The organism is Mycolicibacterium sp. XJ662 (assembly GCF_053484035.1).
In genome coordinates, this window is sequence record NZ_JBEFTL010000010.1 from 113,652 (window position 1) to 139,973 (window position 26,322).

A 26,322-nucleotide genomic window follows, 5' to 3' on the forward strand; every position below is an offset into this window, starting at 1 on the left:
CGGTCGACGCCCAGAAATCTGCGTTGGCTGTTGCGCGGGTGTGCGACCGCGGTCATCGTCGTCGCCAGTTGGTTTCTTGCGGTGATCGCCTCCGGTGTCGCGGCGGTGTGGCTGGCGTACATCTGGATCTTGGTGGCCATTGGTCTTGCCGTATGCCTGGTCAGCTCCGCAGCGGGCGTGTGGTTCATCGCCCGCCGCACCGAGCGACGGCGCCGCTACACGGCGGTCACGGCGATCGTGAGCGTGCTGGTGCTCGCCGTCTCCGCAGCGGTGATCGTGGCGCGTCCGTTGCCGAGTGACCCACTGGCACACCAGCCGAGCGCCGCCCCGGAGGATGTGCGGTATTGGGATCTGCCCACCGGATCACACCTCGCGTACCGGTACCTTCAAGCAACTGGTCCGGCGCGACCCGCGGCCCCGGTGATCTTCGTCGGCGGTGGGCCGGGCGAAGCCGTCGTGAACAACCCGGCGAAGGGCGATCCCTACCGCGAACTGACCCGCCTCGGCTACGACGTCTACCTCTATGACCAGGTCGGCGCCGGCCTGTCGGCGCGGCTCACCGACCCGGCCGACTACACCGTCGGCCGCCATGTCGCGGATCTCGAGGCGGTCCGCGAGCACCTCGACGCGGACCAGTTGATTCTGATCGGTGCATCCTGGGGCGGCAGCTTGGTGGCCAGCTATCTCGCTGCCCACCCGACTCGTGTTGCGCGGGCCGTCCTGACGTCTCCCGCTCCGATGGACTACGCGCGGTGGCCCGACGCCGGTGACATCACAGCTCACTTGCCCGACGGGCCGCGGCAACGGGCGCAAAGCCTGATGCCGGGCCATCCTCGCTTTGTGACCTGGTACGGGTTGGGCGTCGCCAATCCGCTCGCGGCGCACAACTTGGTGTCCGACGACGAGGCCGACGCCTTCTTCGACACCTTTTTGAACATCGTTCGCCCCGCAACCGTTTGCGAGCCGGCCCACCTTCCCGATTCCTACGAAACCGGAAACGGCTTGTACGCCAACGTGTTCACTACCCGCGATGCCGCCTCAGGCGCCCAATCGGACGTGTTTGACCGACTTCGGGTCAACCCCACCCCGGTGCTGATCGTCACCGGTGAATGCAACTACATCCCTTGGGCGCCGACCGCCGAGTATGCGACAACGCTGCCCAACGCGACCCTGTTGTGCCTGCCGAACGCGGGACACGCGGTCGAACTCGATCGACCGGACCTGTACCGGCGCGTGGCCCAGGACTTCCTGCTCGACCAGCCAACAGCCATGCCGGAGACCCCGCCGACCCGGCCGTGTACGTCAGAGGTTGTGCCGGGCTAACCGCGTGCCGCCCAGCCGATCACCGCCGTCGATGGACACCACGGCCGGCACCACCTCGCAGGTGACCAGGCCGTGTTCGGCGGTCAGCTCGTCGACGATGTCGAAGCAGGCCGAGATCCGCTCGGGTGTGTCAACGATCACGGTGCTCACCGGAACCTGTCGGGAAAGCTGAAACGCCTTGTCGCCGTGCGGTTCATGGTCGCCGTGAAAGCCCCACACACCGCGCAGCGCGGTCGCGCCGCTCACCGCGGCGGAGTCGCGCAGGCGCCGCACGAGCGCCCGGTGGATCGGCACACCGTCGTGCAGCGTTGCCTCAGAAGTGCGGACGGTCAGCTTCTGTGACAGCGCTAGGTCGTCGTCGTCGACGGGCGGCAGCTGCGGTGGCCGGTCCACGAGCAGACCATCGCGTTTACACAGGTGCGCTCGTTCGAGTGTCATCAACGGATCGTCCAGTACAGCACGCAATTCGGACGCCGCATCATCGACCTGCTCTGCGCGCCCGATCGCGGTGATCATCACCGGGACGCGGCGGTTGCGGCCGAAGAACCGCGCCTGCCGTCGTTGTCCCCGCCGGGTACCGTCGACACCGAGAAACGCGGTGGCGCAGGCGAATCCGCGGTGATACAGGAGATCGCAGACGGCACGGTAGGCGGGCTGGTTGGCCATCCGGTCATAGCGGCCCACGTACACGGTCAGCATCGCGGCCTCGGCCGTCGCGTCGAACCCGTCGACGGGACGCACGCGCTCCAGGGCAATCAGCCCATCGGTGGTCAACGCGGCCGCCTGCTCGGCGAGACCGAGCATCTTCGGTGCGGCGCCGACCGCGGTGACGACGATCGGCGGATCCTCGGACCAGGTGAGGGTCCGATCGGTGCGCAACCGATGGCGCGGACCGAAGCCGGCGATACCGCGCAACACGACGCTGGCCGCGACGGCGGCGTCGGCGTAGCGCTCGACGAGCGCCTCGGCCAGAAAGCGGTTGCCCGCCCGGTGGCGTTCGCCGAAGTAGCAGGTAAGTTTGAGGTAATCGTCGGTCACAGGCGCGTTCCCAGCCACAGGCCGCATGCTGCCGCGGCAAGTCCGAGCACCAGGCTGACGCCGATGTTGGCGACCGCCATGCCGAGCTGGCGTTCTTCGCCGAGCCGGTGGGTCTCCAGCATCCACGTCGAGAACGTCGTATAGGAGCCGACGAAGGCGGTGCCCGCCAACAACGCCAGGTGCGGGGCGAGAGCCAGGCCCGCCAGAAATCCGAGGAGCAGCGCGCCGCTGATGTTGACCACCAGCGTGCCGTAAGGGAAGGCGCTGTTGATTCGTTTCGACACCGTGCGGTCGACGATGAAACGCAGCACCGCGCCGAGACCTCCGATCAGCGGCACCGCGGTCCAGACCGCGACCGTCGTCATGCGTGCACCCGAACGTGTCGCACCATCGCAGTGGCGACGTAGAGCGCCGCCAAACCGGCGACCACGCTGGTGGCTGTGTAGCCCACGGCCAGCGCGTAGTGGCGGTGCTCGATCATCTTGAGCGTTTCGACCTGCATGGTCGAGAACGTCGTCAAGCCACCGCACAGGCCGGTGCCCAGCAGCGGGCGCCGGTAGCTCGAGACCGGTAACCGTTCCAACAGTCGGGTAGTGAAGTACCCCAACAGAAATGCGCCGACGATGTTGGCGACGAACGTCGGCCACGGCCACCGCCCCGGGTCCGGCGCGGCCAGTGCCTCGAGCGCTGCGCGGGCAAGCGTGCCGAGCGCACCGCCCACAAACACCGCGGCAAGTTCGCGGCCGTCGTAACCGAGCACAACGCAGAGTATGGCGGTACCACCGAGCGTTCCGCGCCGGTGTGGAGCACAATCGAGTCCATGGCGGCCAATCCGCGTGCCGGTCAGCCGGCACAGCCCGAAGACCTCATCGACGTCGCTGCGGTGGTCACCGCGTACCACACGACCAGGCCGGACCCGGCAGATCCGGATCAACAGGTGGTGTTCGGCACGTCGGGACACCGTGGGTCGAGCCTGGACGCGTCGTTCAACGAGGCGCACATCCTGGCCACCACGCAGGCGATCGTGGAGTACCGCGCCGCGCAGGGCACCACCGGTCCACTGTTCCTCGGCCGTGACACCCATGCGCTCTCCGAGCCGGCGTGGGAATCGGCGCTGGAAGTGTTGGCCGCCAACGACGTTGTGACGATGATCGATTCGGCCGACCGCTACACGCCGACGCCGGCGATCAGCCACGCGATCCTCACCTACAACCGCGGCCGCGCCGACGGTCTGGCCGACGGCATCGTCGTCACCCCGTCACACAACCCGCCGCGTGACGGCGGCTTCAAGTACAACCCGCCCAGCGGCGGCCCCGCCGACACCGACGCCACCGGCGCGATCGCCAAACGCGCCAACGAACTGCTGGCCGGTGAGCTCAAGGATGTCCGTCGGGTGTCGCTGGCGCGGGCGATGAGCGATGTGAGACGCCACGACTACCTCAACGCCTACGTCGAGGACTTGTCCACCGTCGTGAACACGCACGCCATCAGCGCGGAAGGTATCCGCATCGGCGCCGACCCGCTCGGCGGCGCCAGCGTCGACTACTGGGGCGCGATCGCCGAGCGGTACAACCTCGACCTCACCGTGGTGCATCCCTACGTGGACCCGACGTGGGCGTTCATGACGCTGGACACCGACGGCAAGATCCGGATGGACTGCAGCTCACCGCACGCGATGGCGCCCCTGGTCGCCAACCGCGACGTGTATCAGATCGCGACCGGCAACGATCCGGACGCCGACCGGCACGGCATCGTCACCCCTGACGCAGGTCTGCTCAACCCGAACCACTACTTGGCGGTGGCGATCGAATACCTCTCCACGCACCGGCCGGACTGGCCGGCCGCAACGGCGGTCGGCAAGACCATCGTCAGCTCGTCGATCATCGACCGGGTGGTCGCCGGGCTGGGACGCAAACTGGTCGAGGTGCCGGTCGGCTTCAAGTGGTTTGTCGACGGGTTACTAAGTGGCACAATCGGTTTCGGTGGTGAGGAAAGTGCCGGCGCGTCGTTCCTGCGGCGCGAAGGTTCGGTGTGGACCACCGACAAGGACGGCATCATCCTGGCGCTGTTGGCCTCCGAGATCCTCGCGGTCACCGGCGCCACGCCCTCGCAGCGCTACCACGCGCTCGCCGAGGAGTACGGCTCGCCGACCTATGCCCGCATCCAGGCGCCCGCCGACCGCGAGCAGAAGGCGCGGCTGGGCAAGCTGTCGCCCGAGCAGGTGACGGCCACCGAGCTGGCGGGTGAACCGATCACCGCCAAGCTGACCGAGGCGCCGGGCAACGGGGCGCCGCTCGGGGGCTTGAAGGTGACGACCGAGAACGCGTGGTTCGCCGCGCGCCCGTCGGGCACCGAGGACGTCTACAAGATCTACGCCGAATCGTTTCGCGGGCCCGAGCACCTGGCACAGGTGCAGGACGCCGCCAAGGAAGTGGTCAACAAAGTCGTCCAATAGGGTCGCCGTGTGAGTTCGTCTGCGGCGGGTGCACGCACCAAGGAGCGATTGCCCCCCGAAGTTTGGGTGCTGATCGCCTCGAACGCCGTGATCGCGCTGGGCTACGGGGTGGTGTCGCCGGTGCTGCCGGAGTATGCCCGCCATTTCGGTGTGGGCATCGGCGCGGCGACGTTCGTCATCACCGCCTTCGCGATGATGCGGCTGCTGTTCGCGCCCGCCGCCGGGCAGCTGGTGCAGCGGCTGGGGGAGCGGCGCATCTACGTCAGCGGGTTGCTGATCGTCGCGGTGTCGACGGGGGCGTGCGCGTTCGCCCAGACGTACTGGCAGCTGCTGTTGTTCCGGTCGGTCGGCGGGGTCGGCTCGACGATGTTCTTCATCTCCGCGCTGGGGTTGATGATTCGGATCAGCCCGCCGGATGCGCGTGGGCGGGTGGCGGGCATGTTCTCTTCGGCGTTCCTGGTCGGCTCGGTGGGCGGCCCGGTGTTGGGCAGCCTGACCGCCGGCTTCGGGTTGTCGGCGCCGTTTCTGATCTACGGCGGTGCGCTTTCGGTCGCGGCGGCGGTGGTGTTCATCAGCTTGCGGCACTCGTCGCTGGCCGCCCCCGCGCCGGACACCCAGATCAAGGTCACCTTCGGGGAGGCGTTCCGCCACGGGGCGTATCGCGCCGCGCTGCTGTCGAACCTGGCCACCGGGTGGTCGGCGTTCGGGTTGCGCATCGCGCTGGTGCCGCTGTTCGTCGTGGAGGTGCTCGGCCGCGGCGTCGGCACTGCGGGGCTGGCGCTGGCGACGTTCGCGATCGGCAACGTGGTCGCCGTCATACCGAGCGGGCATCTGTCGGACCGGGTCGGGCGCCGGATTTTGCTCATCATCGGGCTGACCGCGGCCGGGGTGGCCACGATCGCGGTCGGGTTTAGCGACAACCTGACGGTGTTCCTCGTCACGGCGTTCCTGGCGGGCGCGGCGACGGGGATGTTCAGCTCGCCGCAGCAGGCAGCGGTGGCCGACGTCATCGGCAACAAGGCGCGCGGCGGCACCGCGTTGGCGGGGTTTCAGATGATGGCCGACATGGGCTCCATCGTCGGTTCGCTGCTGGTCGGCCAGATCGCCCAGCACCTGTCGTTCGCGTGGTCGTTCGTGATCAGCGGGGCGATTCTGCTGGCCGCCGCGGTCGGATGGTTTTTCGCGCCCGAAACCCGGAAGCCGTCGGCCGAACACACCCCGGCCCGCCCACTGGGGCCCGACGCCGCCGGGGAGCTGCCGTGACCAGCCATTTTGAACGGTAACCTGGCAGTGGTGTAACTTCGATGGGCACGACACGGGGCTATGGCGCAGTTGGTAGCGCACCACACTGGCAGTGTGGGGGTCAGGGGTTCGAATCCCCTTAGCTCCACTCGTTCGGAAGCCCGCTTCGACCATAGGTCGAGGCGGGCTTTGTCTTCCTCAGCGCCCATCAGTGCGGGCATGCGGATGTCAACGCCGTCGAATCATTCGAGGCGCTGCGATCTCTCGCGCCGGCGGTCAGGCCGCCTGGTCTCCTGGGGGTGCCGGCCCGCCGGGCTCGCTGGGTCCGGGATCCGGTCCCGCGGCACCCGATTCGTCTTCGGCGACCTGGACATCGTCGGTGGGTTCGGTATCCGGCTGCGGGCCCGCGACCGGGGTGTCGGTGAGCTCGTCGTGGGGTCGGAGGAGGCGTTCGGGTCGGTGGTAGTAGTTGATTCGGCCTTGGCCGGTGTCGAGGTCGGGCGGTGGGAGCCATTCGACTTCGCAACGATCGTTCATACGGGTGGTCCAGCCGCCGTCGCCGTCGACGCTTCGGTTGTGCGGTGCACATGCCAGCCCGAGTTCGTCGACATTGGTGTTGCCGCCGTCGGCCCAATCCGCCACCACGTGATGGACTTGCGAGCCGTAGGCGCCGACCGTGCAGCACGGTTTGGTGCATCCGCCGTCGCGAGCAATCAACATGATCCGCTGCGCCGGCGAGGCGATGCGCTTGGCGCGGAACAGATCCAACGCTGATCCGGTCGCTTTGTCGAACACCGCCAGGTGGTGGTTGGCGTGAGCGCCCAGCCGGATCACATCGGCGATCGGCATCACGGTGCCGCCGCCGGTGGTGCCGACCCCGGCGCGAGACTCCAAGTCCTGCAACGTGGTTCGGATGATGACCGACACCGGCAACCCGTTGAGCTGGCCCAGTTCGCCACTCATCAACGCAATGCGCCCGACAGCGACCAGCGCATCGTGCTGACGCTGGGCCAGGCTGCGGTGGTCGTTGTCGATCTGTTCTTGCGTCGGTGTGCCCGACGTGCACGGATCGGGATCGTCGGGGTTACACATGCCAGGCGCGGCGTATTTGGCGAAGATCGCCTCCCACACCGCCCATGCCTCCGGGGTCAGCGTTGCGCGCAGCTCCACCATCCCGTCGGCGCCTTGTGGGGACTTCCTGACCCCACGTTTGCGGGACCGTTCGACGTCGGTGGGCTCCGGTCCGTCCTGATCCAGCAGAAACAGCGTCAGGTCAGCGCTGTCGGTGAGTTCTTTGGGCCCGACTTTGACCGCCGTCCGCACCAGATCGACCTCGAACTGATCGCGGGTGGCCGCATCCACCCATCCCGGCAACTTGTCCACCGATTTGCGGATGACCTCGACATGTTCGGCGTTGATCAGACCGTGCGCTTGAGCGGCGGCGGTGGCGGGCAATGCCGGCGGCAGCGACGGGCCCGTCATTGACTGGCGTGGCGCCAAGAGTTCGGCTTCCTTCAACCGCCGGTTCGCCTCGCCGGTCGAGATCCGATAACGAACCCGCAGGACTTCTTTCCATGAGTGGGCACCCATCTCACCCGCCGTCGTCTCGCGCTGCAGACGGGCTAGCAAGCAATGGCGCATCGCCGGCAGCTGACACGACAAGCTTTCGAGCTCGTCGAGAGCGGCCAGCAGGTCAGGGCGGGTCAACAGGTCCAGTTCGCACGCCGCCACCTCTTCATAGGCGGCACGCAACCCGGCTATCGCCGCCTGCAACCCGTCCCCGGACATGATTCGAACATACATTCGACGTCCGACAAATCCACTGACTCAAACTTCCTGTCAGGCTGGTCCATTACCGCGGTCACCGCTTGGCTCGACCACGATGATCCGGGGGCAGCATCAGCCGCGGCTCCGGGATTAAGTACTCGTCGCGCAAAGATCCACCAGATTGCAGTGGGGTGCTACTGATCGCCTCCGCACCGCAGGCAGCGACGATTTCCCTCGCGTGACTTGAATATCCCGGCGGTTGCCTCGCCATGACTCAAGGGGAGGGCAAATGATGGGTCTCGTCGGCCGAACCGGTCGCAGCACTGGGTTGGCGAACTCCCTCGGATTTCGCAGTGTTCGGCGCACCCCCTGGCGCGTCACGGCGCGGATCGGCGTCGCCGCGTCGGCCGTGGCGGCCACGGTTGCGCTGGCGACGGTTTCGACGGTGTCGCCTGTCGTGCAGCTTTCAGCCGACAAGACGGCGCTGGTCATGGGAGGTGTCACGGTTCCGACACCCGATGAGACCTACATCGACGCCGTCAAAAACCAGTTCATCGTCCCGGCCTATCCCGGCGAGGACATCGACTACGTCGCGGTGACGACGCCGGGGGAGCTATGGCCGGCCACCGGCGTCGCCCGCCTCATCGGGTGGGCGATCGGGGATCCGCGGGTGTGGGGACCCGGCGGCGCGGGCTGGCCGGACGAACCGTGGTGGAAACTGTCGGGTCTGTTCGACCTCACTCCCAACCAATCGGTCCGGGCCGGGGTGGCGAGCCTGGAGGCCGCAATCGCCGCGCACGGCAACGACCAATTGGTGATCTACGGTTACTCGCAAAGCGCGACCATCGCGAACATCGTAAAGCGCAGGCTCACCGCGAAATATCCGGACGAAACTACCGCCCCGGACATCGACTTCGTGTTGGGCGGTGATTCCAACCTGCCCAACGGCGGTCTGCACGCCCGGTTCCCCGGCCTCTACATCCCGATCCTCGACTGGACGTTCGACGGGGCCGAGTTGACCGACACCCCGTTCGAGACCAGCGTCATCACCCGCAAGTACGACGGGTTGGCCGACTTCCCGCTTTATCCGCTCAACATCATTGCCACGTTGAACGCGCTCATGGGGTTCTTGTACCTGCACACCAACCCGTTCGACATCAGCTTGCCCGCAGATCCCACGACTTCATCCGCCTACCAAGGCACTTCGGGCACCACCAGCTACTACTTGTTCGAGACCGAGAACCTGCCGTTGTTCGAACCGTTTCGCGATATGGGGGTACCGGAGGCGTTGATCGACGTGGTGGAGCCGTTTTTCCGGTTCCTCGTCGAGCTGGGCTACGACCGCACCATCCCCCCGTGGGAGCCCACGCCGGCTCGGCTGATTCCGTTGCTCGACTTCGGGAATGTCGCCAAAGGTCTGGCCAACGCGATCGGCGAATGCATCAACAATGCCCTGGGTCTGTTCGGCTTACCGCCGCTGGTGCCTACCTCAGCGCCGGTTACTTCCGAATCGTCGACAGCAGAGGCCGATAACGTCGACGCCTCCCGTCAGACGACCTCGACGCAAGCGGTCGTCGACGACGCTGACCTGGCGACCGACGTCGCGATCTCACCGACGGTGTCCGAAACCGCCACGGCACCAAGCTCGCCCGCTGAATCAGAGACTGCCACCGAACCGCCGACGTCGGCGCAGATTACCACCGACACGGACGAGCCGACGTCGTCACCGGAAGCCGAGACCACCGATGTGACATCGGAGGATTCCAGTACCGAGGAGTCGCTGGACGATTCGGCGCCCGAGGATCCGGCCGCGGAGACCGTCGAAGCGGAGTCGGAAGCGGAGTCGGAGCCGGAGTCCGACCAAGCCGATACATACGAATCGTCCGCGGTGGATCAGGATCCGACGGCCTAGTGGTCCACCGTCGCGGTCATCGCATCAGCCCACGCGATATGTCCTTGGAAGCCATGCGATTCCGCGGCTGCGCGATAGCGGCACACCAAGTCCGAATACGTGACCGTGTCACCGTGCGCGGCGGCAAGCAGCGCGCGCAGCCTCAACAGCATGACCTCGCCTATCGCCGACCCGGCGTCGGACCAGAGGTCGGCCATCCGGTCGATCTCGTCTTCGGCCTCGGCCAGATCGCCACCGCGCCCTCGTCCTAGCAGCAGCGTCTCCACCAAAACGCCTGTGCCCCAGGCACCGTAGAAAACATTCTCGCTTCGACGCAGTGCATCGACGGCTTCGCGCATCGCCTCGGCGGCGGCATCGGTGTCGCCGCACCTTGCGGTTTCGCGCGCCGCCCACACGTCGGTGACCGGGATGAGGAAGTGCGCGCCTTTACGCAACCACAGCGCGCGGGTATGCATCATCAGCGCGAGCCCGCGGTGCCGGTCGGCGGCAGTGTCACGGTTCAACAGCCCGACGGCCAACGTGTACGCGGCCAAGCCCACCGTGCGATCATTGCTGGCCGTTTGCGCGCGTTGCAGCGCATCCTCGCTCGCGCGCACCACGGAGTCATCGGCCCGAAGTACGCCGTACTGCAACGCGAATCCGTAGGTCCAGGCGATGGCACCGGAGAGTGTCTCGGCGTTGCTGCGCCGGGCCATTGCGACGGCGTTGTGCAGGTCCTGATTCCATCCGGGGCAACCCAGCCACCAGCGTGCGGTGCCGCGCCACCCCAGCGCGAGTGCCAACGGTGATGCCACGCCGAATCCGGCGCCCTTGCTCGGGTCGCCAGCCGCCAGGTCGACGATGCGCTGTGACCATCGCAGGATCGCGCTGAAGTCCCCGACGCCGAGCCAATTGACGAACGCTGTGGCCGCCAACCCCATGACCGGGCTCGGATCGCCAATCGAGTCCAGTACGGCCATCTGCTCGGACGACAGCAGCGCCGCCTCACGCGTGCGTCCGGTGTAGCAGAGTTTGGTGGCCGGTCCGCTCATGCCGATGGCCAGCGCCGCCATGTCCCCGGCCGCGTGGCACAACTGCTGCAGCTCGGCGAAACGGCCACGGCTCTGCTCGACGGCGCGGGCTTGAAAGTCAGTGGCGCACAGCATGGTACGCGGAGCGATGCGCATCGACAGCTGCTCGGGGTCGTCGTCAGGTATCCGGTCAGCGATACGACGGGCCCGCTCCCAACTGTTGCGGGCAGCAGCGAGGTCGCGGTTGGTGTACCACGCTCCCGCGCGCATGTGCCAGCCGTGCGCGGCGTGCAGATCACCGGCAGCCTCGCGGTGTTCGGCGATCAATGCCGCGGTTTCGTCTGCCGAGGCAGAGCTGCGGGCCTCTATGACGGCGGCCAGCCGCCGATGCAGTTCGGCGCGGTGGGACTTCAGCTGTGATTCGTACGCCACTGCGCGGATCAGGGGATGGCGGAAGGCATACTCGGCCGGCCGGTCCGCCTGCAACTGGTCGATCAGTTCGACGCCGATCAACTCGTCGACCGCCGCGTCGATGCCCAGTTCCCTCAGCAGCCCGGTGTCGAAGCGGGCGCCGATAACCGACCCGGCGGTCAACGTTTGTTTGGCTTGACGGCTGAGCCGGTCGATGCGCGCCTCGATGGCCGCCTGCACCGTCGCCGGTACAGCGACATCCTCGGTGTGCGCATCGCTCTGATAGGCGCCGCGCTCGCCGTGCAGCACCCCGCGCTGAGCCAACTCCCGGACCATCTCCTCGGCGAAAAACGGATTTCCCGCGGCTCGCTCAGCGATAGCCGTGGACAGCCGCGCGACCGACGAATGCGAGCCCAGCAGCTCACCGAGCAGCGCCGCGGTGTCTGAATCATTCAGTGGGCCAAGGTCTATCCGCTGCGCTCCAGGCACCTGCGCCAGCGCGCCACGGTACTCGGGGCGATAGGTGATCAGCACGGTCGACGAAGTGCGCGGGATGACCGCGAGGAAGTCGGTGATCAGCGATTCGCTGACGGTGTCGATCCAGTGCGCGTCTTCGATGATGAACAGCGCCGGTTCGGCGCGGGCCATCGACGCAGCGTTGATGAGCGCGGTCAACCGGCGTCGGCGCGTGTCCGCGTCGATTGCGGTCGGCACGCTGTCGGGTTCGGCAATACCCAGCAGGTCGTCGAGCAGCAGGAGATCCTGCGGGTCTGCATCGGGAAGTTGCGCCCGCACCCGCACACGGGCGGCCTCGTCGTCGAGTTCGCTCACGCCGATGCCGGCCCGCAGCAGCGCTGTCACCGCGTGGAAGGCGATGTCGCTGGTATGCGATTCGCAGAAGGTCCAGCACACCTCGGCACCGTGACCGGCCGCGGCCGCTGCGGCCTCGCGGGCCAGACGGCTCTTGCCGATACCCGGCGGACCCACGACATTCACCACGCCACCGTGGCCGTCGACCCCGCGCTGCACCGCGGAGTCGACGGTCGCCGTTTCCGGGCGCCGACCGACTAGGGCCGACTCGGTGCGGACGGTCGGGCACCGTCGCGCCCTGATCGCGAGCAACCGGCGCGCCGGCACGGCGTCGTCGAACCCCTTGACCCGCACCCACTGCGGTTCTGACAGCACGACGCGGTCCTCGACCAGTCGGGCCGTCGACTCCGAGAGCATCACCCCGCCAGCGGGTGCCACCGATTCCATCCGCTGGGCAAAGCCGACGTGGTGTCCGGTGGCCGCGTAGCCCAGGGCGCCCGAACCGATGTCACCGGCGATCACCTGACCCGAGTTCAACCCCACCCGCACCCGCAGCGCCACGCCGTCGTGGCGTGCTACCTCGGAGGCCAATTGCTTCACCTCGTCCTGAATGGCCAAGGCGGCCGCGCATGCTCGAAAGGCATGGTCTTCCAATGCTGTTGGGGCACCGAAGATCGCCATCACGCCATCGCCGTTGTAGTCAACGGTGCCGCCGTAGCGGCGCACCAACGCTGCCGAACGCTCCACCAGCTCGGTGATGACCTCGCGCAACCGTTCCATCTCCAGGGTGGCTGCGATGTCCAGTGAGCGCACCACGTCGGCGAACAACACCGTCACCTGTTTGTACTCAGGCGACTGGACGCCCTGGGTGAGTCGCGCACCGCAATCGCTGCAGAACTTGACCGTCGATACGGAACGCGCGCCGCAGGAACCGCAGATCAGATCCGCGGTCGGTCCACTGCCACCACCGCGGCGGGCGTCCACGCCGCTTATCGTTTCACCGGTGGCCGGTGATGTCCGGCATATCGCACCATCACCGATCGGGACTACGGCGCTTCTCGTAAGACAGCCCGGCAAAGCGACGGGATCCGTTGTAAGCGGCCTCTACCACCCGGCGTTGCGGGCCAAGTCGATGGCGTAATCGTTCACGAAACGTCCCGCGGGCGGGTTGCCGCTCCTGCACGCCCCGTCGGATTCACCGGGACGTTTTACCCACAGGTAGGCGTCGACCTGTGGGCTCGCGGTCTGGGTGGTCGGCCGCGCACCGAGCGCCCGCCCCTGCGGATTGCACCAGTACAGCTCCTCGTCGGTCGGGCCGTTGCCGTTGCGCGACGTGTCGATGACGTAGTGGGCGCCGTTGGTGAGCCCGGAGATCGCGTTGCCGTAGCCGATCGACTCCTCGGTGGTGAAGAAGTTCGCGGTGTTGAGGCTGAAGCCACGCGCCTTGGTCACACCCACCTCGTTGAGCCGGGCGGCCATGTCTTCCACGCCCACCCAGCGGGGGTGCCCGGCGTCCACGTACACCGCGGTGCCCGGATTACGAGTCAGCGTGTCGACCGCGTAGCGCATCAGGTCGAAGCGTTCCTGACGCTGCTCTGCCGACAGACAGTCAGCCATGGCCAGCGCATCCGGCTCGAGGATGACCGCCGCCGGGCCCGACCCGATGGCGGCCGCGACGCCGTCGATCCAGCCCCGGTAGGCGCCGGCTGACCCGAACCCGCCGGCGGCGAAGCTGCCGCAGTCGCGATTCGGGATTCCGTACAGCGCCAGGATCGGCATGGCGCCGGCGGCCTGCGCGTCGGCGATGTACTTCGCGTCGACTGCGGGCGTGGACAGATGATCCATCCAGTACGCCGTCGGCGTGTCGGCGATCGCATTGAGCAAGGGGTTCGGCGGATCGACCCCGTCCGCTGCGACGCGCGCCTTCGACTGCGGGTTGACATAGAACGGCATTCCGGCCAACGGGTTCGCCTCGGCGGCGAGGCGAACCTGCGGGATGGGGCCGACCGTCACGGGGTCGGCGACCAGCCCCGTGCCGGCAACCGCGGCGACGGCCAGGAAGGGAACGGTCCAGCGCGCGACTGCGCGTACGGCTGAGGACATCACCCCGAGAAAATAGAGCCTCGGCGCGACAAAGCGCCAATCACCGGGCGCTCAGGGGTTCGGCGAGGGCTTCCTGCAGACCGCGGGTCGCCAGCGCGTCGGCCAGTTCGTTGTCGGCGACACCCGCGTGGCCCTTCACCCAGAACCACTCGACGCGGTGCCGCGCGCACGCCGCTTGCAGTCGCTGCCACAGGTCGACGTTCTTCACGGGCTGCTTGGCCGCCGTCAGCCACCCGTTGCGCTCCCACCCCAGCACCCACTTCGTGATGCCGTTGCGCACATAGGTGCTGTCGGTGTGGATGTGCACCGCCACCGGTCGGGTCAGCGCCTCCAACGCCATGATCGGCGCCATCAGCTCCATGCGGTTGTTGCTGGTCAGCCCGGACTCACCGCCGTACATCTCGCGGACGTGTTGGCGGTGCCGCAGCACCGCGCCCCAGCCGCCCGGACCGGGGTTGGGCCGGCACCCACCGTCGGTGTGGATGAGCACTGGGTCCTCGGTGGACTCGACCATGCCGCCGAGAATAGGCACCGCGGCGCGCAATTGGCGTCGCGACACCCGCAGGCGTTTATCGTGACTGCCGTGAGTAGTCAGCGAGTACCCGGCGGGGTGGTCCACAAGTTGCCTGCCGATCTGCGGACGGCGTTGATCGCCAACGACACGGCGCTAACCGCGTGGAAGGACATCACGCCGCTGGCGCGCAACGAGTTCATCTGCTGGGTCGAGGACGCCAAGCAGGCGGCCACTCGCGAACGCCGCATCCGGCGCACCCAGGAGGAATTGGAGGAGGGGATGCGGCGGCCGTGCTGCTGGCCCGGTTGTAAACACCGCGAGCGCAACGGTAAGCCCTAATGCTCGTATGCCGGCGCGGTCTGCACCTGCGGGGCGGCCGCCGCGAGTAACGCGGTCCGGTCACCGGTGAGCGGGGGATAGATGCGCTCGCGGTTGATCGTGTACTTGGTCGCCTTGGCTTCGGCGCCGGTGGCGACCACCTGCCGGGCCCAGCCTTCGGTGTAGACCGCTCCGGCGGCGCCGAGATCGAGAACCGTGACGTACCACGGGATTCGCAGCGCCAGCAGGGGAGCGTCGAGCAGGTCGCCGATCACGTTGTGGCCGGCGTAGCGGCCCATCGGCCGGCTGTGCTGACACGACATCACCGAAACGTGTTCGTCGTCCATCCGGGCCACCGCCACATCGCCGGCGGCGAATACGCCCGCAACGCCGTGCACGCGCAGGTAGTCGTCGACGGGTAGGCGGCCCAGCCTGTCGCAGGGCACCCCGAGTTGTGCGGTCAACGGGTTCGCGCGCATCCCGGCGCACCACACCACCGTGGCTGCGGGGATGACCTCGCCCGACGACAACGTCACACCGAATTCGTCCACAGCGCTGACGCCGACGCCGGTGACGGCTTCGACGCCGTTGTGCGCCAACGCCTTCTCGATGACCGGGCGAGCCGACTCGCCCATGTCGGAACCGACCCGCGGGTTGCGGTCGACGAGGACCACCCGCGGCGTGGTGGCCGGCCCGAGCGCATCGGACAGCATCGACGGCAACTCGCTGGCGATTTCGATGCCGGTCAGACCCGCGCCGACGACCACCGCCGTGGCGGTCGCCGGATTCGACTCGCACCGGGCCAGCTCCTTCAGGTGCGCATGCAACTTCATCGCACCGTCGTAGGTGTCGACGTCGTGGCCGAACTCGGCCAGCCCGGGCAGATCCGGTTTGACCACCTGGCTGCCCACCGCCAGCACGAGGCGGTCGTAGCCGAGCGTCGTCCCGTCGGCGGTGCTCACCGTGCCTGCCGACGCGTCGATCCCGGTCACCTCGGCCGTAATGTGGCCGACGCCGGCGGGCTCGAGCAACTCCGGCAGCGGGATCCGGCAGGCGCTCAGATCGGCCTCGTAGTTGCGGACCCGGATGTCGTGAAACGGTTGGGCGCTGACGAGGGTGACGTCGACGTCGTCGCGGCGCACCTTGAGCTCGTCGAGTCGCCGCGCAGCGCCCAGCGCCGCCCACAAGCCGGCGAATCCAGACCCCAGGACGAGAACTCTTTTCGCGCTCATCGCGTCGAATTCTGCATCAGGTCCGCGTTCACACCTGCTGAATTCGTCCCCTGATATCGAACCGGCGCGCCGGCCGTACGCCGCGATTCATGGTGGATTGGTGCAGTTGTCGGCCTCTGTGTGCGACAATGGCGACCGACTATTCGCGGGCGGGGGCTTGCTGGACGGAGGCGATCATCCCTACGTCAGTTTTGCGCATCTCAGCGGGCGTGTGCACGCTCACATTAGGCCTGTTCATCGGTAGTGCCGGCGCGGTTGCCGCGGCAGATTCCGACTCGGGCACTTCCTCGACGTCCAGCCAAAGTACGTCATCTGCCAGCCAGGGTTCCGCGTCGGCAGGCGGGACGTCCGACGGCACGGATGGCGGCCCGACGACCACCACGACGACCGCGACGACGGTGCAAGCCGACGGTGACGACGACTCCGCCCTCAGCCGTCCGTTCGGACAGGTCAGGCAGCGGATCACCTCGTTCTTCAATGACCTCGGGATTGGGGACGGCGCCGACGACGACTCGGCCGTCGTTCTCCCGGACCTGGAGGGAACCGAAGAGGAGCCCGTCGAGGAGACGGCCGCCCCCGCAGATGAGCTGGCCGTGACCACGCCGGCGACTACCGCACCGGCGACGACCACGCCGGCTGCCGCATCCACCGAACCCGCGTCGACCACACCCGCACCGTCGTCGACGACGTCGGGTTGGGGTGACGCGGTGCGGACGGCGTTGACGCGCACGCCCGCAGCGCCGCCGGGCACACCGGACAGGTTCTCGCCCTACTACAGCGCACAGTTCCTCAAGGCCATCGAGCCGATCACCAACGCGTTCACCACGGTGGTGCAGGTGATGGAGACGGTGCCGCGCACCCTGGCGGCGCTGCCGACCTCGAAGACGCCCATCACCGACGTCATCACCTCGGTGCAGTACATGCTCACCACGGTCGCCGATGCCATCGTGCCGATCGTGTACGTGCCGTCGAACCTGTATTCGCTGATGGTCACCATGCCGCCGGTTGAACCGCCGACCTTCGTCGGCGGCGTTGCTTCGCAGCGTCCGACGCTGGTGCCCGCCGAGGAGCCCGCGCTGTTCGGGCCGCAGATGTCGCAGGCGCCGTATGTGGCGCCCGCCGGTGCGCCGCTGTTCGGCGCGATGACCCCCCGCGCCGCGCTCGGAACGGTCATCAGCAACGGTCTGAACAAGCCGCTGTCGGTTGCCGGGACGGTGCCGTCGGCGCCCGAGACCGGCGGCCCGCCCGCCGCGAAGTCATTCTTGGATCACGTCGTGAGCGCCGTTCTGGTGCCCGCCTCGTTGACGGCGCTGGCCGCGTTGGCGCTGCCGGGCGTCGCGGGTCTGCTGATCATCGTCGCGGCCGGTGTTCGGCTCGGATACCGTCAGGCCAAGGCGGCGTTCGTGGTGCGGTCGAGCGCAATCGCGCGCTTCGCCGGTCCCGGACCGCTTGGCGTCGTCCGCTCCGGCTCGCTGATCACGTTCCGGCAGCGCGCCAGGGGCCCGCGCACCGCACGCGCGGTCTGCCCGCAGGCCGCACGCACCGTGCGCAAGCTGGAGGAAGTCGCTTAGCGCTTCGACGCGTCAGCGTCAGGTGCCCGCGCGGCTATGCGCCGCGGCCAATGCCGCGTCGATCTCCTTCCACGTCCGCTGCACGATCTCCGACACCGGCAGCAGCTCGGCGATGCGCGACGACACCTGCCCGGTGTTGGCGACACTGGCCTCCATGTCGCCGTCGAAGTAGAGCTGTGTGACGTTGCCGAGCAGCTCGGCCTCCGGGTCGTCGGCGGCTATCCGCGCCGCCAGACCGGTGCGCAGCACCCGCATCGTCGGATTGCCCGGAACGGCGAGAAGCACCGTGCCCGCATCGTTGGCGTCCACGATCGCGTCCTTGAAATTGCTGTGCACCGCAGACTCCAGGCTGGCCAGCATCCGGGTGCCCATCTGAACCCCCTCGGCGCCCAGCACCAGCGCGGCCGCGGCGGACCGGGCGTCGCACATGCCGCCCGCCGCGATGATCGGCAACTCGACGTGCTCGGCGACCAACGGCAACAACACCATCGTCGAGGCGCCCAACAGGGACTTGAACCCGCCGCCCTCCACGCCCTCGACCACCAACGCGTCCACGCCGGCGTCGGCGGCTTTGCGTGCACCCTTCAGCGACCCCACCACGTGGACGACGGTCATGCCGGCGTCGTGCAGCCGGGCGGTGAACAACGCCGGATCGCCCGCGGAGGTGAACACGTGTCGCACACCGGCCGCGGCCAACGTGTCGACGATGGAGGGATCGGCCTTCCAGCCCTGGATCATCAGGTTCGCCGCGACCGGCTTGTCGGTGAGCTCACGCACCCGCAACAGGTCGGCGCGACCTTCCGGGGTCAGCGTCTCGATGACGCCCAGCCCGCCGGCATCCGAGACGGCGGCGGCAAGTTCGGCGCGGGCGATGTAGGTCATCGGTGCCTGGACGACGGGATAGTCGACACCGAGCAGGGTCTGAATGCGATTGGCCACGCGATCATTGTGTCCGGCCGGTGCGGCGCCCGCGCCAACTGCTGGCGTTTTTAACATTGAGTGCTCTATCATTTTGCGGGTCCGGCCGTGTCGAAGAGAGGGCGCCGATGGCCAAGCCGCCGTTGTCGATGAAACCGACCGGATGGTTTCAGGTCGCGTGGTCGGCCGAGATCCAGCCCGGCGAGGTGCGGCGGATGAAGTACTTCGACCGCGAGATGATCGGCTGGCGTACCGCGTCCGGTGAAGCCGTCGTGATGGACGCCTACTGCGAGCACCTCGGCGCCCACCTGGGTTACGGAGGCCATGTGGAGGGCGACGTCATCCAGTGCCCCTTCCACGGTTGGCAGTGGAACACCGAGGGGCGCAACGTCTGCATCCCCTACGAGAGCCGGCCGAACCGCGGCAGGCGCATCCGCACCTATCCGGTCGTCGAGCGCAACGAGTCGATCTACCTGTGGCACGACATCGAAGGCCGCGCACCGTTTTTCGATGCTCCCGACGTGTTCGCGAGCTTCGCCGACGGCAGCAGCGCCGACGACTACTACCCGCAGATGACCCTGTTTCGCGAAGGCTTGGAACTCCATCCGCAGTACGTACTCGAAAACGGCGTGGACTTCGCACATTTCAAGTACGTACACAAGACGCCCATCGTGCCGGTGTTCACCCGCCACGATTTCGACCAGCCGGTGTCGTTCGTCGACTTCACCATCACATTCGAGGGTGACGAGAACCAGTCGATCGACGACGTCAAGAGCGGGGTTGAGGCGATCAACGGCGGGTTGGGCATCGCGGTCACCAAGAGCTGGGGCATGGTGGACAACCGGACGATCTCGGCGGTCACCCCCGTCGACGAGCGCACCGCCGACGTGCGGTTCATGGTCTACATCGGCCGCCCCAAGGGGGCCGTGCGGGACCCGGCGCGCGCGGAGACAAAGGCGCGCGAGTTCGGTGAGGAAGTCATCCGGCAGTTCACCCAGGACATCCACATCTGGTCGCACCAACGGTATTCCGATCCGCCCGCGCTCGCCGGCTCCGAATACGAGGGGTTCACCGCGATCCGCAAGTGGGCCACCCAGTTTTATCCCGACGGGCTCGGCGGCTCGGCCGCCGAGCTGCTGACACCTGAGAAAGGCTGAACCGCATGAGCCAACGCCCCATTCGCGTCTTCCAAGTCGCCACCGGCAACCTCGGCACCGAGATGATCAAGCGGATCGGCGCCCATTCCGATCTCGAGCTCGTCGGATTACATTGCTACACCGCGGAAAAGGTCGGCCGCGACGCCGGTTCCATTGTGGGAATCGACCCCGTCGGTGTCACCGCCACCGGCACGGTCGAGGAGATCATCGCGGCCCAACCCGACGTGTTGACCTTCCACGGGGTGTTCCCGGACGAAGACCTGTACGTCAAGGTCCTCGAGGCGGGCATCGACATCGTCACCACCGCCGACTGGATCACCGGCTGGCACCGCGACACCAACCATCCGCACCCGTCGGGTAAGCCGGTGTCGCAGCTGTTGGCGGCCGCGTGTGAGAAGGGTGGTTCGACGTTCTACGGCACCGGGATGAACCCCGGCCTCAACCAGATCCTGGGGGTGGTGTGTTCGGCCGACGTCGCCGAGATCGAGAACGTCACGACGATCGAGTCCGTTGATGTGTCCTGCCATCACTCGAAGGACACCTGGATCGAGGTCGGCTACGGCAGGCCCGTCGACGATCCCGAGATCCCCGGCATGCTCGAGAAGTACACCCGCGTCTTCGCCGACAGTGTGCTGATGATGGCTGACTGCTTCGACCTCGAACTCGACGAGGTCAAGTTCTCCTACGAGTTGGGCGCCTGCACAAAGGATGTCGACCTCGGCTGGTACCAGCTGCCGAAGGGATCGCTGGGCGGCAACTACATCAAGTACCAGGGCATGGTGGACGGCGTGCCGCGGGTCGAGACGCACCTGGAATGGCAGATGACGCCGCACACCGATCCGCACTGGGACATCCAGGGCTGCTATATCACCCACATCAAGGGTGATCCGTGTATCTACAACAAGCACATGATCTTCCCGAAACCCGGTGTGGACCTGTCGGATCCGTCGAACTTCGCCTCGATCGGCATGACGGTGACCGGCATGCCTGCCCTGCACGCGATCCGCTCGGTCATCGACGCGCCGCCCGGAATTCTCACCAGCGCCGACGTTCCCTTGCGCGGGTTCGCCGGGCGGTTCAAGAAGTAGCGGTGAACGCGCCCCGGGCGGGTAACGTCGCCCCGCGCCGTCCCGTCAACGGCAAGCAGCAACGGGCGGACCGCACCCGCGCTATGGTCATCGGCGAGACCGTTCGGTGCGTGCTCGACGAGGGGTTCGGCGCGGCGAGCGCCAAGCACATCACCGAGCGCGCGGGCGTGACGTGGGGCGTCATCCAGTACCACTTCGGCGACCGCGACGGCTTGCTGATGGCCGTCGTCGACGAGGGGTTCGCGCAGTTACAGTCCTGCCTGGCCGAACTGCAACCCCGGCTGGGTGCGCACGTCGGCCGTCAGCGCGCCGGGCTGGTGATCGACGCGGTGGCAGAGGCCTTTTTGAGCCCGACATCGGTTGCCGCCCTTGAGATCCTGATCGCGACCCGCACCAGCCGCACCGATGCGCAGCAGCGCCATCTCGCCGAGCTGTTCTCCACCCTGACCCGCCTCGGCCGCTACGTCACCGAAGGTCTTGACGAGGCGCACGCCGACGCGGTGGGCAACCTGATGTGGACCACGCTGATGGGGGCCATGATGGCCAAGATGACGGTCTCCGAGCCGATCGACGTCGGTCGGGAACTGCGGGCGCTGACCGATGTCGTCACCGCGTACATCGACCAGCAGGTGCGGGTGTAGCGGTATCAGGGGGGCCTGCCCACGCCTCCAGGGAGCGCCGAGAAGGGGCCTAGCGGGTCAGGGTGGCGTAGCGCGACACATGGTGATCGGTCGAGCCGAACTCGTACTGCAGGGCGGTCAGCCGCTTGAAATAGTGGCCGATCGCGAGCTCCTCGGTCATGCCCATCCCGCCGTGCATCTGCACCGCCTCCTGGCCGATCAACCGCGCGGCCCGCCCGATCGTGGCCTTCGCCGCCGACACCGCCCGCGCCCGCACGGCCGGCTCGGCTTCGAGGTTGAGGATCGCCAGATAGGCAGCGGCCACCGACTGCTCGAGCTCCATATGCATGTCGACCATGCGATGCTGCAGCGCTTGGAAGCTGCCGATCGGCTGCCCGAACTGCTGACGCTGCTTGGCATATTCGACGGTGTCCGCCAACACCTTTCGCATACAACCCACGGCTTCGGCGCACACTGCCGCCGCGCCTTCGTCGCGGGCCTGCTCCAACGACGCCGCTGCGGCACCCTCCTCGCCGAGAAGTGCGGTGGCCGGCAGCCGTAGACCGTCGAAGACCAGATCGGACGCACGGCGATCGTCGACGGTCCGGTAATGATGGGCCGTCAGGCCGACGGCGCCGTCGGCGAGGTCGACGACGAACAGCGAGATCCCGTTGGTGGTGCGCGCCGTGACCAAAAGGTGCGACGCCAACGGCGCGCTGGCGGCGACGATCTTCGCGCCCCGCAGCACCCAATCGTCTCCGTCGCGCTCGGCGACCGTTGCCGCCTCGAGCCAGTTGTCACCTGATTCGGCTTCGGTCGCGGCCAGGGCCACGACGGCCGTCCCGGCGACGACGCGCTCCAGCACGGAGGTCGCCACCGCGCCACCGGCGCGGCGCAGCAGCCCGCCGGCCACCACGACGGTGTCGACATACGGCTCCACCACAAGCGACTGTCCCAGCGCCTCGGCGATCACCATCATCTCGACCGGCCCGCCGCCGATGCCACCGACGTCCTCGGGTAAGGCCGCACCCAGGATGCCCAGCTCGTCGGCGAAGCCGGCCCAGATCTCCGGTTGCCAGCCGGGACCCGTCTTGGCCGCCGTCCGGCTTTTCTCCAGGTCGTATCGCGTCGACAGGAACTTGACCAGGCTGTCGCGCAGCAGTTCCTGTTCCTTGCTCAGTTTGAAATCCATACCCAGTCCTTCATCAAAACCAAGCCCTTCATCAAAGTCCGAGGGCCGCTTTGGCCAGGATGTTTCGCTGAATCTCGTTGCTGCCGGCATAGATTGAGCCCGCGCGGTCGTTGAAGTAGCGCAGCGGTGCGACGGCCTGCCACGGCTCACCGCTGAGATAGCCGTCCGGTGGCGGCTCGAACATCGACACCGGCCCACCCGGACAGGTGCCGTGGGGCTGGTAGGCCCGCCCGCGGGGACCGGCGGCCTCCATCGCGAGTTCGGTGATGGCCTGGCTCAATTCGGTGGCCAGCACCTTGAGCATCGAGGCGGCGACGCCGGGGTTCTTACCTTCGGCCACGGTGGCCAGCACCCGGTACTCGAGGATCTCCAGCACCTCGGTGCGGATCCGCGCGTCGGCGAGCTTGCGGGCGAACGCGGGATCATCGATCAACTTGCCACCGTCCTGCCCGGCTTGATCGGCGGCCACGTCGGCGATCTCGTCGGCCATCACCTGCAGGGCGGGGGAGGAGGCGCCGCCGCCACGCTCGAACTCCAGTAGGTATTTGGCCACCGTCCAGCCGTCGTCGATCTTGCCCAGCACGTTCTTCTTGGGCACCCGGACCTCATCGAAGAAGACCTGGTTTTGCACCTCTTCGCCGGAGGTCATCACCAGCGGGCGGATTTCGATGCCCGGTGAGGTCATGTCGATGAGCACAAACGTGATGCCCTGCTGCTTCTTCTGCGTCTTCGACGTCCGCACCAACGCGAACATCCAGTTGGCTTCGCGGGCGTGAGTGGTCCAGATCTTGCTTCCAGTGCAGACGAGGTCATCACCGTCGTCCACGGCAGCCATCGACAAGGCCGCCAGATCCGAGCCCGCTTCCGGTTCGGAGTAGCCCTGGCAGAAGAACACCTCACCGGTCAGGATCCGCGGCAGAAAGTAATCCTTCTGCTCGTCGGTGCCGAACGCGATCAAGGCGTGGGCCACCATCCGGATGCCCATCGGCGACAGCGACGGCGCGCCGGCGAGCGTGGACTCGCGGCTGAAGATGTAGTGCTGGGTCAGGCTCCAGTCGCAGCCACCGTATTCCACCGGCCATGCCGGAGCCGCCCAGCCGCGTTCGTGAAGGATCCGCTGCCACTCCATGCTCGCGTCGTGGTCGGCGTAGACGCTGGTCATCAACTTTCCGGCGCGACGTAGCTCCGGCGTGAGCTTGTCTTTGAGAAATGCCCGAACCTCATCGCGAAACGCGATGTCGGTCTCCGACCATCTGAGGTCCATCGTCGATCCCCTGTCTGCCGAGCGCCTTCACAGGGTAAACCTAGTTAATCAAGTCGGGCGCGTGCGGGTCCGTATCTTCCATCGCGGGTGACGGTTTACTTCACACCCGCAATAATCAGGAACATGGAACGGCGGCGAGGCGGTCAGGACCCCCAATCACCCATGGCACTGTTGCGGGAGCTACCCGCACTGGTCGTGCTCGAACGACTACCGGTGCCGGTGCTGGCCATCGCCGAAGACGGGGAAATCCTGTTCGCCAACGCGGCCTTCGGCGACATGCTGGGTCAAACGCCTGACGACATCATGGCGCTGAAATTCCCCGACGTCTTCCACACCATGCCGACCGACGAGTCGGCCGTGTCGCTGGTGCGCGCCCACGCCAACCTCGTCGTCGAACTGCTGCACCAGGACGGCTCCGTCGTGCGGGCGCGGATGAGCAAGTCGGCGCTGCTGCGCGGCGACGACCCGGTAGCCCTCGCCACGTTCCAGGACCTCACCGAACGGCTGTGGTACGCCGAACTTTAGGACTGCTCTAGGAGGACGCCGTACGCCGCATCGACTCCCTTGCCAAGAACTCACGGAAATAGGGCAGCGATTCCGGGGTGGCGATGCCGGGTAGCAGCAGGTCCCACATCGCGGCGACTCGCGGCAGCATGTCCGTACCGGAAGTCTTGGCGTTGGATAGCAGCTCGACGCCCATCATCGCGGCGACGATAGATTCGCTGACCGCGCGGGTGTCCAGATCCGGTCGCACGTCGCCCTCTTCGATCCCCTCGGTCACGTTCAGCGACACGCTGTGCACCCACCGTTCGTATTGCTGTACCGCGGCCTCGTTGAACTCGCCCAACGCCTGAAGCAGATGCAGCCCGATGCGTGCCACCAGGTCGGAGCCCAGCAGGTCGGCGACGAAGAACGAGCCGTGAATGATGCGCTCGAGGGCCGGCGCCGACAGTTCCGAAATGTTGCTGAACGCGCGCAGCAGGATGGCGTTGCCCTCTTCGATGATTGCGGTGGCCAGCGATTGCTTGGAGTCGAAGTGGTAATAGAGCGCACCCTTGGTCAACTCGGAGTTTTCGATGATGTCGCCCAACGCGGTGGAGTCATAACCGATCTCGTTGAACAGCTGCACCGCGGATCCGATGATCCGCTGCCGCGTCGCCTCAGAGCGGGCTTGGCGCACCATTATCCAAGCACCTCCCGGATCCGCGGCTCACCGGTTGGCTACGCCTGGATGCGAATAATAGATCACCGGCGAAGGGGCTTGGCCTTCCTGATCGCGATACCGGTCCGTCTCTTGATGAACTCCATGACATAAGTTCTGCGGTCGTCGACGACGAAGCCCGGCACCATCACAGACCATGCCGCCTCGAGCTCGCGCAGGAAACGTTCGGCGTCGGCCAGGTCGCTGCACTGGCGTAGGCCAAGGTACATCGACACCAACACCCGCGCGACGCCCATCGCATCGGCGTCTTTTCGCACGTCACCCTGTTCCACGGCTTTCTTGATGATCCGGGCGATCGCATCGATCCACTCGTTGAGGACTCGGAACTTCAGGTCGTCGGCCTGTCCAATTGATTCGAGCAGGTTCAACCCGGCCCGGGCCACGTCGTCACTGACGTCTTCGACGGCGATCTGGAAGTAGATGTCGATCAGCGTCTCCAGCCCCGAAAGCCGTTGTGCCAACAGTCCGGTGATCGACGTCCTGGCTTCCGCGGAGCGATGTTCGACGATCGCCGACGCCAACGCGTGCTTGGAGCGGAAGTGAAAGTACATCGCGCCCTTGGTCACCGACGCATCGGCGAGGATGTCGTCGAGGCTGACCCTGCTGTAGGGCTGCTCGGCGAAGAGTCGGGCGGCCGCGCGGATGATCTGCAGCCGCGTGCTGTCCGCGCGCCGGTCGACTTGTTCGGTCACTGTAGGTAGCGCCGTCCGATCTTAAATAATCTTTGCCGTAAATTTCTCAACCGCGTAATTCTTTCATCCGCGTCACTTCAGTAACAGGGGGCACCCGCACGAATCAGCAGCTTAAGGGGACACTGCCGAAGGCACGCTACGACGGGACGTTCCGAGCCTGTCCAGGGCCGCACGTTGCTAAAAACTCAAAGTCATGTTCTTGCGCCCATAACAGCCAAAAAGTATGTAAAGTGCTTCTCGTGATGACTTACGGTCCGCTGCGAGCTGCGCAAATGCGTGCAGGCCGCCGCTGGGCTCGATTGCGGTCGCCACTGCCGGCTCGACGTCTGTCGAGCGATGACGGGCGGGATTCGTATGCCGTAGCCGAGGTTGGCTTGGGCAAACCTGTGCAGCTTTTCCCGTCGGCCGTGGCGGGTTCGGTTATCCCGCAATCACCTCGTGTTTTTATCGCTGACCGGTCGGG

General features: G+C 66.9%; 23 protein-coding genes and 1 tRNA gene. 11 read left to right on the forward strand and 13 right to left on the reverse strand.

Translation table 11 applies throughout. The features are described from left to right. The first annotated feature begins 30 nt into the window (after positions 1-30). Entirely contained in the window at positions 31-1,323 is a 1,293-nt protein-coding gene (locus ABQE93_RS22175) for an alpha/beta hydrolase (protein WP_448410556.1), read from the forward strand. On the opposite strand, the gene ABQE93_RS22180 is transcribed toward ABQE93_RS22175, so the two are convergent. From ABQE93_RS22180 to crcB (ABQE93_RS22190), 3 genes are read right to left on the reverse strand one after another with little or no spacing between them, the layout of a single operon-like run. Next, positions 1,303-2,361, reverse strand: coding sequence for a putative PII-like signaling protein (locus ABQE93_RS22180; RefSeq protein ID WP_448410554.1), 1,059 nt, complete (start codon positions 2,359-2,361; stop codon positions 1,303-1,305). The two genes, ABQE93_RS22175 and ABQE93_RS22180, sit on opposite strands and share 21 nt — an antisense overlap. Continuing rightward, on the reverse strand, positions 2,358-2,726 hold the full coding sequence (gene crcB, locus ABQE93_RS22185) for a fluoride efflux transporter CrcB (RefSeq protein ID WP_448410552.1): 369 nt from the start codon (positions 2,724-2,726) through the stop codon (positions 2,358-2,360). Before crcB (ABQE93_RS22185) ends, ABQE93_RS22180 begins: the two co-directional genes overlap by 4 nt. Then, the gene (crcB, locus tag ABQE93_RS22190) at positions 2,723-3,121 is read right to left on the reverse strand and encodes a fluoride efflux transporter CrcB (protein WP_448410551.1); all 399 of its coding nucleotides are present in this window, start codon (positions 3,119-3,121) and stop codon (positions 2,723-2,725) included. Before crcB (ABQE93_RS22190) ends, crcB (ABQE93_RS22185) begins: the two co-directional genes overlap by 4 nt. A gap of 60 nt (positions 3,122-3,181) precedes the next feature. Here crcB (ABQE93_RS22190) and pgm point away from each other — a divergent pair, with 60 nt between their 5' ends. The 3 genes from pgm (at position 3,182) to ABQE93_RS22205 (ending at position 6,206) form a co-directional block, all read left to right on the forward strand. Beyond that, a complete protein-coding gene (gene pgm / locus ABQE93_RS22195) occupies positions 3,182-4,816 on the forward strand; it encodes a phosphoglucomutase (alpha-D-glucose-1,6-bisphosphate-dependent) (protein WP_448410549.1) in 1,635 nt (544 codons plus the stop codon). A 9-nt stretch (positions 4,817-4,825) separates the two neighbouring features. Then, positions 4,826-6,079 carry an MFS transporter gene (locus ABQE93_RS22200; RefSeq protein ID WP_448410547.1) on the forward strand — a complete coding sequence of 418 codons (1,254 nt, stop codon included), beginning with the start codon at positions 4,826-4,828 and terminating at the stop codon, positions 6,077-6,079. 54 nt (positions 6,080-6,133) lie between these two features. Further along, positions 6,134-6,206: transfer RNA gene (locus ABQE93_RS22205), tRNA-Ala, on the forward strand. 128 nt (positions 6,207-6,334) lie between these two features. Here the strand turns inward: ABQE93_RS22205 and ABQE93_RS22210 are convergent. After that, entirely contained in the window at positions 6,335-7,861 is a 1,527-nt protein-coding gene (locus ABQE93_RS22210; RefSeq protein ID WP_448410546.1) for an HNH endonuclease signature motif containing protein, read from the reverse strand. Between the two features lie 253 nt (positions 7,862-8,114). Between ABQE93_RS22210 and ABQE93_RS22215 the strand changes: the two genes are divergently transcribed. Beyond that, positions 8,115-9,737 (forward strand): PE-PPE domain-containing protein, encoded by a 1,623-nt coding sequence (locus ABQE93_RS22215; RefSeq protein WP_448410544.1) that lies wholly within the window; start codon positions 8,115-8,117, stop codon positions 9,735-9,737. Here the strand turns inward: ABQE93_RS22215 and ABQE93_RS22220 are convergent. From ABQE93_RS22220 to rnhA, 3 genes are all read right to left on the reverse strand, one after another. Next, positions 9,734-12,952: an ATP-binding protein gene (locus ABQE93_RS22220; protein ID WP_448410542.1), complete on the reverse strand. Its 3,219-nt coding sequence runs from the start codon at positions 12,950-12,952 to the stop codon at positions 9,734-9,736. The genes ABQE93_RS22215 and ABQE93_RS22220 overlap by 4 nt on opposite strands. Before the next feature lie 120 nt (positions 12,953-13,072). Next, positions 13,073-14,071 carry a glycoside hydrolase family 6 protein gene (locus ABQE93_RS22225; protein WP_448410540.1) on the reverse strand — a complete coding sequence of 333 codons (999 nt, stop codon included), beginning with the start codon at positions 14,069-14,071 and terminating at the stop codon, positions 13,073-13,075. A 40-nt stretch (positions 14,072-14,111) separates the two neighbouring features. Further along, positions 14,112-14,585: a ribonuclease HI gene (rnhA, locus tag ABQE93_RS22230; protein ID WP_448410538.1), complete on the reverse strand. Its 474-nt coding sequence runs from the start codon at positions 14,583-14,585 to the stop codon at positions 14,112-14,114. A 69-nt stretch (positions 14,586-14,654) separates the two neighbouring features. On the opposite strand from rnhA, the gene ABQE93_RS22235 reads away from it, so the two are divergent. Beyond that, complete coding sequence (locus tag ABQE93_RS22235) at positions 14,655-14,924, forward strand: YdeI/OmpD-associated family protein (RefSeq protein ID WP_448410537.1); 270 nt, start codon at positions 14,655-14,657, stop codon at positions 14,922-14,924. On the opposite strand, the gene ABQE93_RS22240 is transcribed toward ABQE93_RS22235, so the two are convergent. Next, a complete protein-coding gene (locus ABQE93_RS22240; RefSeq protein WP_448410535.1) occupies positions 14,921-16,135 on the reverse strand; it encodes an NAD(P)/FAD-dependent oxidoreductase in 1,215 nt (404 codons plus the stop codon). The genes ABQE93_RS22235 and ABQE93_RS22240 overlap by 4 nt on opposite strands. 398 nt (positions 16,136-16,533) lie before the next feature. Here ABQE93_RS22240 and ABQE93_RS22245 point away from each other — a divergent pair, with 398 nt between their 5' ends. Beyond that, entirely contained in the window at positions 16,534-17,706 is a 1,173-nt protein-coding gene (locus ABQE93_RS22245) for a hypothetical protein (protein ID WP_448410534.1), read from the forward strand. Between the two features lie 18 nt (positions 17,707-17,724). Here the strand turns inward: ABQE93_RS22245 and ABQE93_RS22250 are convergent, their stop codons facing one another. Beyond that, positions 17,725-18,645 carry an NAD(P)H-dependent flavin oxidoreductase gene (locus ABQE93_RS22250; protein ID WP_448410532.1) on the reverse strand — a complete coding sequence of 307 codons (921 nt, stop codon included), beginning with the start codon at positions 18,643-18,645 and terminating at the stop codon, positions 17,725-17,727. Positions 18,646-18,752: 107 nt separating this feature from the next. Between ABQE93_RS22250 and ABQE93_RS22255 the strand changes: the two genes are divergently transcribed. From ABQE93_RS22255 to ABQE93_RS22265, 3 genes are read left to right on the forward strand one after another with little or no spacing between them, the layout of a single operon-like run. Further along, on the forward strand, positions 18,753-19,781 hold the full coding sequence (locus tag ABQE93_RS22255) for a Rieske 2Fe-2S domain-containing protein (protein ID WP_448410530.1): 1,029 nt from the start codon (positions 18,753-18,755) through the stop codon (positions 19,779-19,781). 5 nt (positions 19,782-19,786) lie between these two features. Next, positions 19,787-20,869 (forward strand): NAD(P)H-dependent amine dehydrogenase family protein, encoded by a 1,083-nt coding sequence (locus tag ABQE93_RS22260; protein ID WP_448410528.1) that lies wholly within the window; start codon positions 19,787-19,789, stop codon positions 20,867-20,869. Between the two features lie 2 nt (positions 20,870-20,871). Beyond that, positions 20,872-21,510 carry a TetR/AcrR family transcriptional regulator gene (locus ABQE93_RS22265; protein ID WP_448410526.1) on the forward strand — a complete coding sequence of 213 codons (639 nt, stop codon included), beginning with the start codon at positions 20,872-20,874 and terminating at the stop codon, positions 21,508-21,510. A 49-nt stretch (positions 21,511-21,559) separates the two neighbouring features. Here the strand turns inward: ABQE93_RS22265 and ABQE93_RS22270 are convergent, their stop codons facing one another. Both ABQE93_RS22270 and ABQE93_RS22275 read right to left on the reverse strand, forming a co-directional pair. Continuing rightward, positions 21,560-22,681, reverse strand: coding sequence for an acyl-CoA dehydrogenase family protein (locus ABQE93_RS22270; RefSeq protein WP_448410524.1), 1,122 nt, complete (start codon positions 22,679-22,681; stop codon positions 21,560-21,562). A 31-nt stretch (positions 22,682-22,712) separates the two neighbouring features. After that, on the reverse strand, positions 22,713-23,945 hold the full coding sequence (locus ABQE93_RS22275; RefSeq protein WP_448410522.1) for an acyl-CoA dehydrogenase family protein: 1,233 nt from the start codon (positions 23,943-23,945) through the stop codon (positions 22,713-22,715). A gap of 162 nt (positions 23,946-24,107) precedes the next feature. Between ABQE93_RS22275 and ABQE93_RS22280 the strand changes: the two genes are divergently transcribed. After that, a complete protein-coding gene (locus ABQE93_RS22280) occupies positions 24,108-24,470 on the forward strand; it encodes a PAS domain-containing protein (protein ID WP_448410667.1) in 363 nt (120 codons plus the stop codon). A 7-nt stretch (positions 24,471-24,477) separates the two neighbouring features. Here ABQE93_RS22280 and ABQE93_RS22285 read toward each other — a convergent pair whose 3' ends face one another. Together ABQE93_RS22285 and ABQE93_RS22290 are read right to left on the reverse strand one after the other, a co-directional pair. Continuing rightward, positions 24,478-25,128: a ScbR family autoregulator-binding transcription factor gene (locus tag ABQE93_RS22285; RefSeq protein ID WP_448410521.1), complete on the reverse strand. Its 651-nt coding sequence runs from the start codon at positions 25,126-25,128 to the stop codon at positions 24,478-24,480. Positions 25,129-25,190: 62 nt separating this feature from the next. After that, positions 25,191-25,859, reverse strand: coding sequence for a TetR family transcriptional regulator (locus ABQE93_RS22290; protein ID WP_448410519.1), 669 nt, complete (start codon positions 25,857-25,859; stop codon positions 25,191-25,193). Positions 25,860-26,322: the final 463 nt, after the last annotated feature.

Coding starts and splice junctions, on each gene's coding strand:
- crcB (WP_448410552.1), bottom strand. CDS start 2,726: ATGACGACGGTCGCGGTCTGGACCGCGGTGCCGCTGATCGGAGGTCTC.
- pgm (WP_448410549.1), top strand. CDS start 3,182: ATGGCGGCCAATCCGCGTGCCGGTCAGCCGGCACAGCCCGAAGACCTC.
- ABQE93_RS22210 (WP_448410546.1), bottom strand. CDS start 7,861: ATGTATGTTCGAATCATGTCCGGGGACGGGTTGCAGGCGGCGATAGCC.
- ABQE93_RS22215 (WP_448410544.1), top strand. CDS start 8,115: ATGATGGGTCTCGTCGGCCGAACCGGTCGCAGCACTGGGTTGGCGAAC.
- ABQE93_RS22225 (WP_448410540.1), bottom strand. CDS start 14,071: ATGTCCTCAGCCGTACGCGCAGTCGCGCGCTGGACCGTTCCCTTCCTG.
- rnhA (WP_448410538.1), bottom strand. CDS start 14,585: ATGGTCGAGTCCACCGAGGACCCAGTGCTCATCCACACCGACGGTGGG.
- ABQE93_RS22240 (WP_448410535.1), bottom strand. CDS start 16,135: ATGAGCGCGAAAAGAGTTCTCGTCCTGGGGTCTGGATTCGCCGGCTTG.
- ABQE93_RS22255 (WP_448410530.1), top strand. CDS start 18,753: ATGGCCAAGCCGCCGTTGTCGATGAAACCGACCGGATGGTTTCAGGTC.
- ABQE93_RS22260 (WP_448410528.1), top strand. CDS start 19,787: ATGAGCCAACGCCCCATTCGCGTCTTCCAAGTCGCCACCGGCAACCTC.
- ABQE93_RS22270 (WP_448410524.1), bottom strand. CDS start 22,681: ATGGATTTCAAACTGAGCAAGGAACAGGAACTGCTGCGCGACAGCCTG.
- ABQE93_RS22275 (WP_448410522.1), bottom strand. CDS start 23,945: ATGGACCTCAGATGGTCGGAGACCGACATCGCGTTTCGCGATGAGGTT.
- ABQE93_RS22280 (WP_448410667.1), top strand. CDS start 24,108: ATGGCACTGTTGCGGGAGCTACCCGCACTGGTCGTGCTCGAACGACTA.
- ABQE93_RS22285 (WP_448410521.1), bottom strand. CDS start 25,128: ATGGTGCGCCAAGCCCGCTCTGAGGCGACGCGGCAGCGGATCATCGGA.